Here is a 13,339-nt window from a genome sequence, read left to right on the forward strand (position 1 = left end):
TTACCACGACTCGATACGGATGACATCCCCGACTGTATCGCGGTCACTGATTCGTCCCGAGTTCGAAGAATTCGAGCACACGCGGCCAGGCGTCTGTAGCGGCTGCTGCAGTTCCGGCTATCGTCCCTCCAAACGGTCCACCCGACCGGTTCGGCCACGTCGGGAGCGAGGGCACCCCGATGCCGTGACCAGCTGCGTCGTAACTGTGATGTTCGAACCGATGGTCGTATCCGACCGTTTCGAGCCGCTGTTCGGTCCGGTCGAGAAGATATCGTGACGGCCAAACCTGATCGTCGCCTCCCGAGAGTAACAAGATCGGAGCGCCGATCTCTTCGAGTGGGATTTGGGCCGCACGAATCGTCTCTTCAGGCGTGGTTTCCTCGATCCACGTTCGATACCCCTCCGTGAGATCACCTCCCTGATCGAATGCCTCCAGGGATGGATGGGCCAGCGGCTCCCCGTCGATCGACCAGGCTGAGGTGTCCGGCGTTTCCGGCGCTGGATCCAGGTTCTCGTCGAGAACGATGGCGTTGAACAGCATTCCAGCGCCGGCCCAGTTGACGACGGCACCGACATCGTCGTGACGGGTGCCAACCAGCAGGGCGAGTTCGCCACCACGGGAGATACCACCGAGTCCGATCGGCGCTTCGGTCGTCGCCTCGTGGTCCGCGAGCCAATCGACGGCACTATCGGCGTACTCGACCGGAACCTCGACGAGGGCGTCGGGGAGGGTCTGAACATCCGGCGAGAAGTACTGCAATGCCAGGACAGTAAACCCGTGCCGGGCGAGCAACCGTGCGGGGGCGAGCGGTCTGTTGCCGCCAGAGCCGTGAAACAGAACGATTCCCGGAGCAGGGCCGTCTGTCGGAGATTCGACGAGCGTGCCGACGATCGGTGAGGTGATTTCAGTTTCGTCGCTGTCCGGCGCTGCGAGGTGTCGTTCGACGGTCCTCTCGGCGATCGGGTCGTCAGCCGTTTCCGGCACCACCCGGAAACGGACGGACTGGGTTTGCTGGTCGGTGTCGTACGTCGGCAACGCGAAGTCCCCCGGTTGCATCGACCAGAACAGCCCCATTGCAGCCGTCTGTTCGTAGGTTCCACGGTTCGGCGACGCCTCCTGGAGATGGACCGCACCATCGCCCGGTTCGAACAGTCCCCGTCCGAACCACCGGTTTCCGCTCCCGTCCTCTGTTTCGGCCTCTATCCAGACCCGTTCCTCGGACTCGATGTCCGTGACACTGATATCGATTCGCTCGTCGACGAATGCCGTCTCCGGCACCTGAATGGTCGCGATCTCCCCGAACAGGTCGAGACAGCCAGCTACGGACGTGAGACCGAAACTTGTGGCCGCTGTGAGCAAGTCCCGTCGGCGCATCGCCCGTACGTTCGTAACGGTGATTTAAAAAACCAGAGCCGATTGCAGTACGCGAGACAGTTGTAAACGCGCCGGTGCTGTGCAGTCGGGAAAATAACCGACATCGAGAGCCGGTGCCGCAGCGCTCACTCCAGCCGGTAGCGCAACAGCGCGGCGATCCCACCGAGATTCGAGAGCTGCTGGCCGGGATCGAACTCGCCGGAGAAGACGACGACGTCGCCGCCCTGCTGTTCAACCTGCGTGATCACGTCGTCGGCGTCGATCTCCCACTCGCCTTCCCCGCTTCGTTCGTGTCTGAGCCGGTCGTCGAGGATCAACAGCGTCTCGACCGCGCCGAACTCCGCGGCCTCGGCGACGTTGTCGGGCCCATAGGATGCTTTCGCCCCCTCGGCCATTCGTTCGGTCAACTCGTCGATCAACCCGGCCTCCTCGGCGATACGGGTCTCTGCCTGGACGTCCGCGACCGCACCGCGTTTCAGCACCTCGTGGACGCCGCGATCGCCGACGCCGCTCGTGTCGACCATCGTAATTTTATCGGTAACCTCCGCGGCCTCCTCCTCGATGTACGAGTAAGCGTCCTTCTTGGTGAATCCCGGCCCGGCGAGGATGATCGCATCGACGTCCAGACGCGCGAGCGCGTCGGTTAGCTCCTCGAACAGCTCCTCGCGCGAGCGGGAGAACTCGCCTTTCCCGGTCGTCCCGGTGAAACGGGCGTACTCCTCGGTCCCATACTGCTCGACGGAGTGGATGTGGGCCTGCCCCTCTTCGACGGTGGCGATGACGACGTCGGGGTTCTCGGTTGCTTCGACGGCCTCCTGTAAGCGTTCCTCCTGATCGGGTTTGAATCGCTTTTCGACGGTAATCTCGTCGCGCTCCTCGATGTTGAGTGTGTGGTGGAGCCCGAGCTGGTCCTCGCGGGAACAGTCGTCGATGGTACCGGCGACGCGAAGCCGATTCGAGAACTTGTGGAACTCGACCTCCTCGACGTCGATGGTGACGTACATGTGTTCGCGCTCGCCGCCGGTGTCACGCATCTGGTCGTCGTTACGCTGGATCCGCCGGGTCGTATCGCCGCCGACGAGGTCGCCGGGTTCGAGGACGTACTGCAGATGCCAGAGGTCGTCGAGGCTTTCGGGGACGAGCGTCATCCGCTCGCGGCCTCCCTCGACCGGATGGCGATCCTGAATTCTCATATCGATTGGTGTGTTCCCGTCCGGTAAGTGCGCTGTTATTCGTGCTCGCTTCCGGAGTGGCGATACACTAAATTATCAGTAATGTATGGTGTAGAACGAACGATCATCAATGGACGGAGTTGCCGCGATGCCAGCGTGGGTGTGGGTGCTCGTCGTCGTCGCGTTCACGACGGCAGGGCTCGCCGCGTACACGTTCCGGTACCGAACGATTCCCGGCGCACTCTGGCTTACCGCGATGAACCTCGTGGTCTGTGTGTACACTGGAACCTACATCCTGCAGGCGATGACGATCCGTTCGCCAGCGACGCTCGCGTTCCTGGAACACCTCCAGCTTGCACTCGGAACACTGTCGGTCGCGTGCTGGTTCCTCTTCGTCCTCACGTACACCGGTCGCGCAGAGCTACTGGGTCGGCGCGGACACGGTGCCGTCGTCGCCCTGCTCTGTATCGTGTTCGTGGTGAACGTCACGGGGCCGATCCACGGACTGGTCTTCTCGGAGGTGTTCGTCGACCTCTCGGGCGACGTGCCGATCGTCAACACCGAGTCGAACGTGATCCACGTCGTCCAGTTGCTCGCGCTGTTTTCGCTGTCGCCGATCGGTCTCGTCTTCCTCCACAGATCGCTCTCGGAGTACGACGAGCTGTTCTCCGAGCAGGCGTTTGCCCTTCTCCTCGGATCGGTTTCGCCGTACGTGGCGGCCGGAATCGACGTCATGCAGCTCGAACCCGATCCAGCCATGCCGCTGTTACCACTCGGGTTCGGCGCGATGAGCGTTGCTCTCACGTACGCGGCTGCCAGACATCGCCTGTTCGAGTTCGTCCCGGCAACCCGTCGGATCGGCGAAGCGAGGGCACTCCAGCAACTCGACGACGGCGTCGTCATCGTCTCGACTGACGGGACGGTGTTACAGATCAACGAGAGCGCCTGTGGACTGCTTGATTGTGACCGCTCAGCGTGTCTCGGTGAGCCGCTGTCAACGCTGCACGAGACTGGAGATCACGGTCCAGCGGATGTCCCCAAAACGATCGACCGACTCGGGCGACGGCTCCAGACGAACCGCTCAGCCGTCGAAGGACCGACCGGTGACGTGATGGGCTATGCCGTCGTCTATCGGGACGTCACGGGGAAACGGCGACGACAGCAGCGGATTACCGTGCTGAACCGGCTCCTCAGACATAACTTGCGCAACGAACTCTCCGTCGTCGAGGGGCATGTCACTCAGCTGGCCGACATTGAGGATTCCGAGCAACGCAGACAGCGTGTCGACGAGCTCGAAACCGTCATCGAGCGGATCGTCGATCTCAGCCGGCAAGCACACGCCGTCGAACGCCACCTGTCGGTCGCCGACCGTACGATCGAGCAGGTCGCAGTGGCCGACGTAGTCGATCGGATCGTTGAACGGACTGCCCGGAACTACCCCTCGGCCGAAATCGTCAGCAACGTCCCACCGGATCTCGCTGTCTCGACCTACCCCCAGCAACTCGAAGTGGTACTCGAAAACCTCGTCGAGAACGGCATCCAGCACAACAACTCCTCAGAACGACGGCTCGGGATCACTGCAACGAGGGACTCGGATGGTGTCGCCCTCGGGATCGCCGACGACGGCCCCGGAATCCCCGATCACGAGCTCGAGGCGATTGAAGCCGGAGAGAACTCACAGCTCTACCACGGGAGCGGACTCGGACTCTGGCTCGTCAGCTGGGTCGTCGCAGTGCTCGGCGGCGATCTCGACTTCGAGGTAACCGACGACGGAACGACCGTACACGTGTGGGTGCCGAATCGAGGCGACGAGTAACAGAGACTGTGGTCTACCTTATTCGTCCAGCATTCGACTCCCGCCCGGCGGCAGGAAATGCTGGATCAGATCGGGGCTCGCGACCTTCCGGACGAAGGAGGTATCCGCGAAGCGCTCGCGGAACTGCCGGTAGATCCGTTTTGCCACGTCCCCCTGTGCGTACCTGCCTGGTTCGACCTCGATCACAGTCTCGGCGTGCGCGCGAACCGCGGCGGGTGGCCCACCGATCACTCGCGTCGACGGTTCACAGGTAATCCCGACCGCGGCACCGATCTCGACGTCCCGGAAGTACTCCCGGTCGCCACGGATCGCAAAGCCGCCTTTCTCCAGAAACTCGCCGCTCTCGGGCGTCTTCGAGACCTGGTCGTGATCGACTGCGTAGACGTCTCCCGAGTACCGGCCATCCTTCCAGACCGACGAGTAGGATACCGCGAACTGTGCGGCCTCCTGCTCGCTGGAGTCAGGGATGTCGACATCCCGTGCCGCTTCGCTTGGATCCGTAGCCTTGAGAATCGTCACGGGGCCGCCGTGGGCCTGCGCGTGGAAGAACCGATCTCCCTTGTCGAGATACTTTTTCACCAGTTCCTCGTTCTGGTCCGCGTTCCGGCCGCCGATCACGAGATAGCCGTCGGTCGTGCGGAACCAGCGGAACCGCTCGTACCACTGCTCGGAGCTACGGACGGGGATCGACGGCATGGAGAGCCAGTCGCGATCCGTCTCTTCGTCGCCGCCATCCTCGTCCATATCGTCTTGCTCCTGTCGTCGCTCCCACTCGTCGCGGCGCTGCTTGACGTCTTCGAGCGCCTCGCGGGTGTCCTCGATGGCCGCCAGCGCGCCTTCTTTCTTGTCCTCGATGCGCTTTGCCTCCCGATACAGTCGGTCGGCGTTGTGTTCGACCCCCTCGCTCGCGTCGAGACGGACGTCGACGCCGTCGATATCGACGGTGACGAACCCTTCGTCGGCGTCGAGCTGCTGGACGGCTTCGGCCTCTGCGATTCCTTGCTCCGCCCCCTGTTCGAACGTCGCTTCTATCTCGTCCCACGGCACGTCGTCGGCGCGGGCCGACTGAATCGTCGAGAGTATGTCATCAACCAGATCGTAGTTGGCATACAGCGATTCGGCTTTCTCGCGTTCGGCCTCGGCGTCTTGCTCGAATCCCTCGATCGCACCTTCTTGCTGTTCGATAATTCGTTTCTGTTTCTCGATCTCGTTTTCGAAGTCCGGACGCTGTGTCTCCCCCGAGTTCTCCTCTTCCTCGGTCAGATCGAGCTGATAGAAGTAGTCGTCGATGGCCGCGTTGAACGTGTCGAACGCCTCGCTGTCGAGGTGATCGTACTCCTCCAGCGGAATCGGCGTCACGTCGACCCGCCGCCGACTCTCCCCATCCGTCTCCTCGTAGTAGACGCGTGGATCGAGCCCACCAGTTCGCAGCTCGATCGCGAGTTCGTCGATGGCGGCGTACAGCGGCTCGTACACTGACTCGTCGGCCTCGCCGATCTCGGTCGTTTTGTCGATCCCGGCACGGGTGCAGAGCTCCTCCGCGTAGAGCCCGCCGAAGTTGAGCTGGGTGGCGAGGGTCCTGACGACATCGGAATCGGAGTCGTCCATCATCGCGACAAAGGCCTCGTAAGACATCGTGAGCGGATGGACCTGCGACTCCGGGAACTCGTACTGTGCGCCGGGGGCGACGGTCCGGGATTTCAGTCGGACGGTGTCGAGACAGTCGACTACCTCGCGATTCGCGTCGACGACCGCGATGTTCCCCGGACCGAACAGCTCGGTGATGATCGTGGTGTTCTCGTCGTCGCGCTCGAACTCGAAACTGAGGATACGATCGAACTCGTACTGTTCGACACCGGCGAAATCGGCCCCCGAAAGACGATTTCGTAGCATCATCGCGAAGTTCGGCGGTCGTCCCGGCGCGTCGGGGACGTGCTCGGGCGCGGCGAGATGGGCACGTTTCACGTCGCTGATCTCGACCAGCAACTCGACACGTCCGCGGTCGAAATCCCGCATCTTGAGCCGGAGGAAGTCATCGCCGTAGAGATAGGCTTTGTCGACTTTCGCCCCCTCGTAGGCTCCGAACTCGGAGACGAGGGCGGCGAGATCGACGCTCGTCAGCTCCTGCTTCTGGTCCATACCCACAGGTCTTGCCGGGGGCAAAAATGCGTGTCGCTCCAGGGGGACACTGAAGTCACCTCCGCACGAACTGTCGGGTGATCGGATAGATGGTATCAGTCCTGGAGGTCTCGCTGATCGCGCTCGCTGCCGGTGCCGCCACGGGAATCGGCGCGCTGCCGATCCTGGTCACCGATCGGATCAGCCACCGGACCTACGACGGGGCTGTCGGCATGGCTGCAGGAATTATGTTCGGCGCGGCCGTGTTCGCCCTGATCGTGCCCGGCCTCGAATTCGGCGGCATCGGTGAGGTGCTGGGCGGGTTCGTGGTCGGCGGCGTCGCGTTGCTCGCGATCAACCGGACGCTCCCACACGTCCACCTTCGCTTTCGTGGTCCGGAATCGCACGGCACAGACGACACCACAGGGCTGGAGGACGCCGAGAACTGGCGACAGGCAGTGCTGATCGCCGGATCGATCACCATCCACAACATCCCCGAAGGCCTCGCGATCGGTATCGCGTTTGCCAGCGGTCTGGACACTGTGGGCATCGCACTCGCCATCGCCATCGCCGTCCAGAACGTGCCCGACGGGTTCGCGATGGCGGTGCCAGCCGACAGAGCGGGGCTCTCGAAAGGAAAGACCATCCTGTACACGACGCTTTCGGGGGCGGTCCCCGAGCCGATTGCGGCCGCTCTCGGGTTCGCGCTCGTGGCGATCGTCTCGGGACTGTTCCCCGCGGCCGCCGGATTCGCCGCGGGGACGATGATCGCCGTCGTCTTCCGGGAGATGATCCCCTCCAGTCACGGCCACGGCTTCGCCGATCTGGCGACGCTCACCTTCCTCACCGGCTTTGGCGTGATGCTCGTCGTCGATACCGTCCTCGCTGTCTGACCGGCGGCTCAGCGCTCGAACTCCGGCTGGCGCTCCCTGCGTTGCTGTCTGTCCTCGACGTCTTCGAGCGTCTCCGTTTCCAGCAAGCGCTCTAGCTTCCGCTCGAACTGCTCGTCCGTCAGCTCCCCCCGCGCATATCGGTTCCGAAGAGTTTCGAGTGCGCTTTCGGCCTGTGGCTCGTCGTCCGCATCCGTCGGTTCTTCGCGATCAAACTCCTCGACCCATTCTTCCATCTCTTCTTCGTCGCCGAACAGCATCGCGGTCACGGGGACAATAACGATGTAGCCAAAGAGCAGGAATGCCAGCCATGCCATGCTATCGGGGAACAGAAACAGCATCGCCAGCCACGTCCCGGTAACGGCTGTCGACGCGATCCCGACAGCGTTCTCGCGGAACCGCTCCGCCGTTCGCTCGTCCATGAATTGCCTCTACAACGGCACTGATAAAAACTGTCGGGATTTCTACGGGTACTCCCGCCAGCCGGGCAAACTGATCTGATCACTGTTGGTCGTCGAGAGCTACGAACGACCCCGCTTTCGCCGATATCCAGGTGGTCGTCTCCCGATCATTCGGGACGTCGGACGGAAAAATAGTACACTCATCGGCTTCGTCATCGTACTCTTCGATTATCGCGCGGAGCTCGGCGAGGTCTTGGTTGCTCTCGTCTTCGTGGAGCTCGTGTGGTTCGTTCACGGGTGGTATTATGGGACCGCTGCGGCAGTGTTGTTATTTTTTTACCCAGTATTATTAATTCTGACGTTTGCCGTTCCTGTGGGTCTATTACTACTCGCCATGGTTATAGGCATCGAACTACTGATACTCCGTATGAGTCGCGTCAAGTCCCTGATCAGCATGTCGCCGCTGAAAATCTCGCTCGGGTACTTGGTATTCGGAATCCTCTGGGTCCCTGGCACGGACCTGCTGCTGGCCGCGCTCGTTACTACTCAGGCACCGCCGACTGCGATCGGACTGGCAAAAAGCTGGATCTTCATCACCCTTTCTGCCGTGTTAATCTACCTGCTCTCGACCATCCACCGCCAGCAGATGTCAACCGCCCAGACGAAGCTACGGGCTGCGAACGAACAACTGCAGGTGCTCCACCGCGTCTTTCGGCACAACATCCGAAACGACATCAACGTGATACAGGGGTACGCCGAGATCCTTACCGAGCGTCTGGACTGCGAAACGGACCGGGACCACGCCAGAGCGGTCCAGCAGACTGCCGAAGGGATCACGGCAATCAGCGAGAAGCTGAAGATGCTCGAAAGCGTCGATCCGACCCTCAGCGACGAGCACGTTGTTGATCTTGTCGAAATCGTCAAAAGCGAGGTCGAACACGCCGAGTCGGGGAATGTCGCCGTCGATATCACGACCGATCTCCCGTCCAGAGCGTGGATCGACTGCGACGAGTCGATCCGATACGCCGTTCGAGAAGTCCTCGAAAACGCGGTCAGGCACAACGAAAGATCTCCTCGTCAGATCCACATCTCGCTGGATCGGATGGACGGCGCGGTCTCGCTTGACGTCGAAGACAACGGTCCGGGAATCCCGGATGCGGAACTGCGATCACTCGATGCAGGCGAAGAGACTGCACTCGTCCACGCCAGCAGCGTCGGTCTGTGGCTGGTCAGGTGGGTGTCACAGCTTCACGACGGCCGGGTTCAGTTCGACACCGAGGATTCCGGCGGGACGACAGTCTCGTTCGAGTTTCAGGCAGGGTCCAGAACGACGCTCCTCGATGCCGGGACGAGCGTCAACGATCGGATCGAGGCGGTGGCCGACTGACTGGCTCGCTCAGAAGGACTCGCGATGCTCGACCGTCATGATCCCGTTCGCTACCTTCACGGGATATTCGCTCGCTACAGCCGCTTGCTCACGTACGGCCCCTCACTGCGACCTTTTTCATCGTCGGTTGGCCACGCTTCGCTCGCCACCACTCCTCGAAAAATCTCGGCCAAAAACTGCTCGCTCGGGACGACTCGCGATGCTCGCCGCCCCAGATCGCTCGCTACAGCCGCTTGCTCACGTACGGCCCGTCCTGATAGTAGCCGAGTTTCTCCCGGTAGTACTCGCGGGCACCGATGCCGCTGATCACGCTGACTTTGTCGTAGCCTGCGTCGGCAGCCAGCCCTTCTGCGGTCTCGATCAGGCGGCGGCCATACCCCTTGTGCTGGTGCTGGTCACCCGCTGCATCCTTGCCGATCCCCGCCTCACTGCCGTACACGTGGAGTTCACGGACCAGCGCGGCGTCCTGTAGCTCCCTGCGTACGGGGTTGTTCGGGAACCGCAGTCGACAGAAGCCGACCAGGAGATCCTTCTCGAAGTCCTCGAAGCTGATGAAGTGTTCCGTCCCGCCGCTTGCCTCGTAGGTCATCACGTCGAGCTCGATGTTTTCGGGCTCCTCGTCGTTCATTCCCGCCTCACGGGACCGGATATCCTCACACTCCCAGCCGTGGTTGTCCATCTCCTTCCAGGCGAGCTGGCGGAGGTTGGACTTCCAGACCCCGGCGTCGATGAAATCCGCTGGGATGTCCCGCTGGACGCGCTGGAGCCGGGTGTACCGGGGGATCATCGACATGATCTCGGCGACGATCTCGGCGGCCTCCTCGTTGGTCAGCGGATCGTACTCGCCGTCGTGCCACATGTCGTAGGTCCGGGTCCCGCGGACGATCAGCGTCGGGTAGATCTTCAGGTAATCGGGCTTCCACTCCTCGTCTTCGAACAGCCGGCGGAAGTCCTCGAGACACATCTCGTGGGACATGCCGGGCTGGCCGGGCATCATGTGGAAGCCGACCTTGAACGCGGCGTCCCGGAGCCGTCGATTGGCGTCGATCGACGCCTGCGCGCCGTGCCCCCGATGCATCTCGCGGTTGATCCGCTCGAACGTCGTCTGGACGCCGACCTCGACTTTCGTACCGCCCAGATCGAGCATCCGGTCGATCTGTTCCGGATCGCACCAGTCGGGCTTCGTCTCGAAGGTCGTCCCGATGTTTCTGATCTCGTTTGTCTCGTTTCTCGCGATGACGTCTTCGAGGTACTCGAACTCGACGTCTTCGGGATCGGGTGCGAAACTCAGTTCCTCGGCGGGCGAGGGCTCTGCGTCCAGATCGTAGTCGTTCATCGCCTGGAGGGCGCGCTTGACGAACCACTCCTGGTAGTCGTGGCTCCGGGCGGTCATCGTCCCGCCCATCAGGATCAACTCGACCTTGTCGACGGGGTGGCCGATCTCCCGAAGCTGGTGGAGCCGCAGGGTGACCTGCCCATAGGGGTCGTAGTCGTTTTGCTCGCCGCGGGCCGCCGCCGGTTCGTGGCCGGTGTAGCTCTGCGAGCTCGAAAACTCCGAGCCCGGCCCGCCGGGACAGTACAGACACTTCCCGTGCGGGCAGTTGTGCGGGCTCGTCATGATCGCCACTGGTGAGACGCCCGAGGCCGTCCTGACCGGCTTGCGCTGCAGGACGGCTTCCAGTTCCTCGCGACGCTCCTGTGGTGCGTAGTCCAGTAGCTCGGTATGTTTGGGCACCTTCGGCGAGGAAAACTCCGAGCAGACGTCGAGCTTGGCGCTCTCAAGATCCTCTCGGTCTACGTCCCCCGCGAGGATCCGATCAACCAACTCCGCACAGGCGTTCTCGAACGCCTCGCTCTCCGTGGCGTCCGACTCGGTACTCATTACCGGAATAAAGCGACTTGCCGCGAATAAGGGTATCGACTGATTACAGCTCGCTCGCGATCGATGCGATGACGGCTTCGAGCACGTCATCACGGCCGCCCGCGAGGAACTCGATGTGACCGTCACGCCCGCCGACTGCGGAGACGGCCGCGTTGTCGGCTCGCTCTGCGGCGTGTCCGGCGATCTCGCGGACGTCGAGGCCAACCGAGCTACGCACGTGGATCTCGTCGTCGTCGACGCCGAGCGTCACGAGTGGCGTCCCCAGCTCCTCGCTCTCGCGCCGGTGGAGTGCGTCGACGAGCAGCGTCGTCGTCGGGAAGTCATACTGGTGGGTGTACGCGTCGGTATCGAGGACCGCGAAGTGGACTCCCTTCGCCTCCCGCGTGGTCAGGTTCCGCTCGGCCGTCCCGATCTCGGTGTCGAGTTTCGTTCGGAACTGCTCGCTGACGTGCCCGGCGAGCCCTTCGGCGCGCTCGAACAGCAGATCCGTGATGAGCTCGCGTTTGTCACGATAGGTCTGGTAGAACGCTTCCAGCGCAATGGCTTCGCGAAGTTCCTGCACTGCCTCGGTGTCGTAGCCCGCTTCGCTGGCAAGCTCGACGTACTGCTCGGGAGCGGCTTCCCAGTACCCAACTGCGGGGACGTGTTCGAGATCCGCGCGAACGTCGGGATTGACCGCCGCAGCGACGTTCGCCGCGATTGCGGGCGTCGTGACGTCCTCGGCGGAAACGAAGGTGTCGACGGCTGAATCGACACCCTCGTCCGGCGCGTGGGTGTCGAGAACGACACGTTCGACGTCGTAGACGTCCAGCAGTTCGTAGCCGTCTCTGGACTCTTTCGTGCTGCCGACGTCTACGAGCACGACCAGAGGTAGCTGTTCGCCGTGTCGCTCACGGGCTTCCAGCATGTTCGTCACGTCGTTGGTCGCGGCCTCCATGTCGTAGATGTGGCCTTCGAGCGGTCGTCGGTTGAAGTAGTTGTAGACCGCGTCCTGTCGGTCGTGTTCCTCGCGGATCAGCGGGAGCGCGGCGCGTTCGAGCGCGGCACCGGCCGCGTAGCCGTCGGCGGTCGCGCTGTGCCGGACGACGATCGGTCGACCGACCATGATGGCACGGCGGATCGCCGTGCTGGCGGCCTCGATCCCGTCTTCGACCGCAGCGACGGCGTCGTGGTCGGCCAGCAGGTCGATCTCGTCGGGCCGGGCAGCCTCGGAAAGGGCGGCGTTCAGACGGTCCTCGACGACCGCGCGCTCGCCGCCGGTCAGTTCGATCAGGGCTTCGGTTTCGACCTGCAGTTCCTCACGTCGGAGCTCGACCTCGCCGTCGAGTCTGACGAAGTCGTCGGTCTCGATGTCGGGATAGGCTCGAACGCCCGCTTCCTCGAAGGCGGCACACTCGACGGTGCCGGTCTCGTCTCGCAGTTCGAAGATCGTCGGCCCGCTGGTCTGTCGGACACTCACGACTTCGCCCTCGATCCGGACGCGATCGCCCACACGATCGTCGAGGGTGTCGATCCCGGAGCGTTCGATCGTCTCCGCCGCGACATCGTCTGCCGACTCGTCGTCGCTGTCCGGCTCCGCATCATCCGGCTCGGCATGGTCGTCCGGCTCTTTCTCGTCGTCCGGTTCGACATCTTCGAGGTCCGACTCCGCGTCGTCCGCCTCGTCGTCCCCTTCGTCAGACTCGTCGACGAGCGTCTCGACTGCCTCGTCGACTGCCGTCGTCGCGTCCTCGGTCTGTTGTTCTGCCTGCGTCGTGCCACCGTTCGGTGTCACCGTCTCCGTGGTGTCAGGTGTTGTGTCGTCGACCGTTGCCGACGACTTATCGGCGTTTCCCGACTCGTCCTCCTCGTGCACTTTGTCTCCGCTCGGTGCGTCAACCAGTCGGCCGCGGAAATCCCGATCCTCCTGCCGGATCGACCAGCCCAGGTCGACGTCGCCGTTGTCGCGAACCGATTTGACCTTGACGTACATGTCGTCGCCGGTATCCCAGTCGAGGCTGTCGAGTCGCTGGTCGAGTTCGCTGCGGTGGAGGAGCCCAGTGACACTGTCGCCGATGTTGACGAAGACGCCGAACTCGGCGAAGCCATCGACCTGTCCCCTGTAATACCGGTTCGGTGTGAGCTGATCCGGGGAGTTCCCACGGAACTCGAACGCGACGTCCTCTTCGTGTGTGCTACAGACGAGCCCATCCACGGGCTTGCCACAGATGATACAGTTGCTCATTTGATCGAATTGAATAGCCCCGCCCTAAAACTGTTGTCGAAACTCGCTCGCCGTGTGGCCTGTGGGCGCTCCCA

Annotated in this window: 10 protein-coding genes; 3 read left to right on the forward strand and 7 right to left on the reverse strand. The window is 62.7% G+C overall.

The features are described 5' to 3' along the window. Positions 1-43: 43 nt before the first annotated feature. Positions 44-1,375, reverse strand: a complete 1,332-nt coding sequence (locus AArcSt11_RS05445; protein WP_250595292.1) for an acyl-CoA thioesterase/bile acid-CoA:amino acid N-acyltransferase family protein — start codon at positions 1,373-1,375, stop codon at positions 44-46. Positions 1,376-1,500: 125 nt separating this feature from the next. Next, complete coding sequence (locus AArcSt11_RS05450) at positions 1,501-2,568, reverse strand: mRNA surveillance protein pelota (RefSeq protein WP_250595293.1); 1,068 nt, start codon at positions 2,566-2,568, stop codon at positions 1,501-1,503. Between the two features lie 109 nt (positions 2,569-2,677). Between AArcSt11_RS05450 and AArcSt11_RS17205 the strand changes: the two genes are divergently transcribed. Beyond that, positions 2,678-4,363 (forward strand): histidine kinase N-terminal 7TM domain-containing protein, encoded by a 1,686-nt coding sequence (locus AArcSt11_RS17205; RefSeq protein ID WP_250595294.1) that lies wholly within the window; start codon positions 2,678-2,680, stop codon positions 4,361-4,363. A gap of 18 nt (positions 4,364-4,381) precedes the next feature. Here the strand turns inward: AArcSt11_RS17205 and rqcH are convergent, their stop codons facing one another. Further along, positions 4,382-6,502, reverse strand: a complete 2,121-nt coding sequence (rqcH, locus tag AArcSt11_RS05460; protein WP_250595295.1) for a ribosome rescue protein RqcH — start codon at positions 6,500-6,502, stop codon at positions 4,382-4,384. Between the two features lie 89 nt (positions 6,503-6,591). On the opposite strand from rqcH, the gene AArcSt11_RS05465 reads away from it, so the two are divergent. Beyond that, positions 6,592-7,374, forward strand: a complete 783-nt coding sequence (locus AArcSt11_RS05465) for a ZIP family metal transporter (protein ID WP_250595296.1) — start codon at positions 6,592-6,594, stop codon at positions 7,372-7,374. 8 nt (positions 7,375-7,382) lie between these two features. Here the strand turns inward: AArcSt11_RS05465 and AArcSt11_RS05470 are convergent, their stop codons facing one another. Continuing rightward, positions 7,383-7,793, reverse strand: a complete 411-nt coding sequence (locus AArcSt11_RS05470; protein WP_250595297.1) for an SHOCT domain-containing protein — start codon at positions 7,791-7,793, stop codon at positions 7,383-7,385. A gap of 79 nt (positions 7,794-7,872) precedes the next feature. Further along, positions 7,873-8,067 (reverse strand): DUF7511 domain-containing protein, encoded by a 195-nt coding sequence (locus tag AArcSt11_RS05475; protein WP_250595298.1) that lies wholly within the window; start codon positions 8,065-8,067, stop codon positions 7,873-7,875. Positions 8,068-8,199: 132 nt separating this feature from the next. On the opposite strand from AArcSt11_RS05475, the gene AArcSt11_RS05480 reads away from it, so the two are divergent. Next, on the forward strand, positions 8,200-9,159 hold the full coding sequence (locus AArcSt11_RS05480) for a sensor histidine kinase (protein ID WP_250595299.1): 960 nt from the start codon (positions 8,200-8,202) through the stop codon (positions 9,157-9,159). 223 nt (positions 9,160-9,382) lie between these two features. On the opposite strand, the gene AArcSt11_RS05485 is transcribed toward AArcSt11_RS05480, so the two are convergent. Both AArcSt11_RS05485 and AArcSt11_RS05490 read right to left on the reverse strand, forming a co-directional pair. Beyond that, the gene (locus AArcSt11_RS05485; protein ID WP_250595300.1) at positions 9,383-11,041 is read right to left on the reverse strand and encodes a tRNA uridine(34) 5-carboxymethylaminomethyl modification radical SAM/GNAT enzyme Elp3; all 1,659 of its coding nucleotides are present in this window, start codon (positions 11,039-11,041) and stop codon (positions 9,383-9,385) included. A gap of 43 nt (positions 11,042-11,084) precedes the next feature. Continuing rightward, positions 11,085-13,265 carry a DHH family phosphoesterase gene (locus AArcSt11_RS05490; protein WP_250595301.1) on the reverse strand — a complete coding sequence of 727 codons (2,181 nt, stop codon included), beginning with the start codon at positions 13,263-13,265 and terminating at the stop codon, positions 11,085-11,087. Between the last annotated feature and the right edge of the window lie 74 nt (positions 13,266-13,339).

The sequence above is a fragment of the Natranaeroarchaeum aerophilus genome (genome assembly GCF_023638055.1).
GTDB lineage: Archaea > Halobacteriota > Halobacteria > Halobacteriales > Natronoarchaeaceae > Natranaeroarchaeum > Natranaeroarchaeum aerophilum.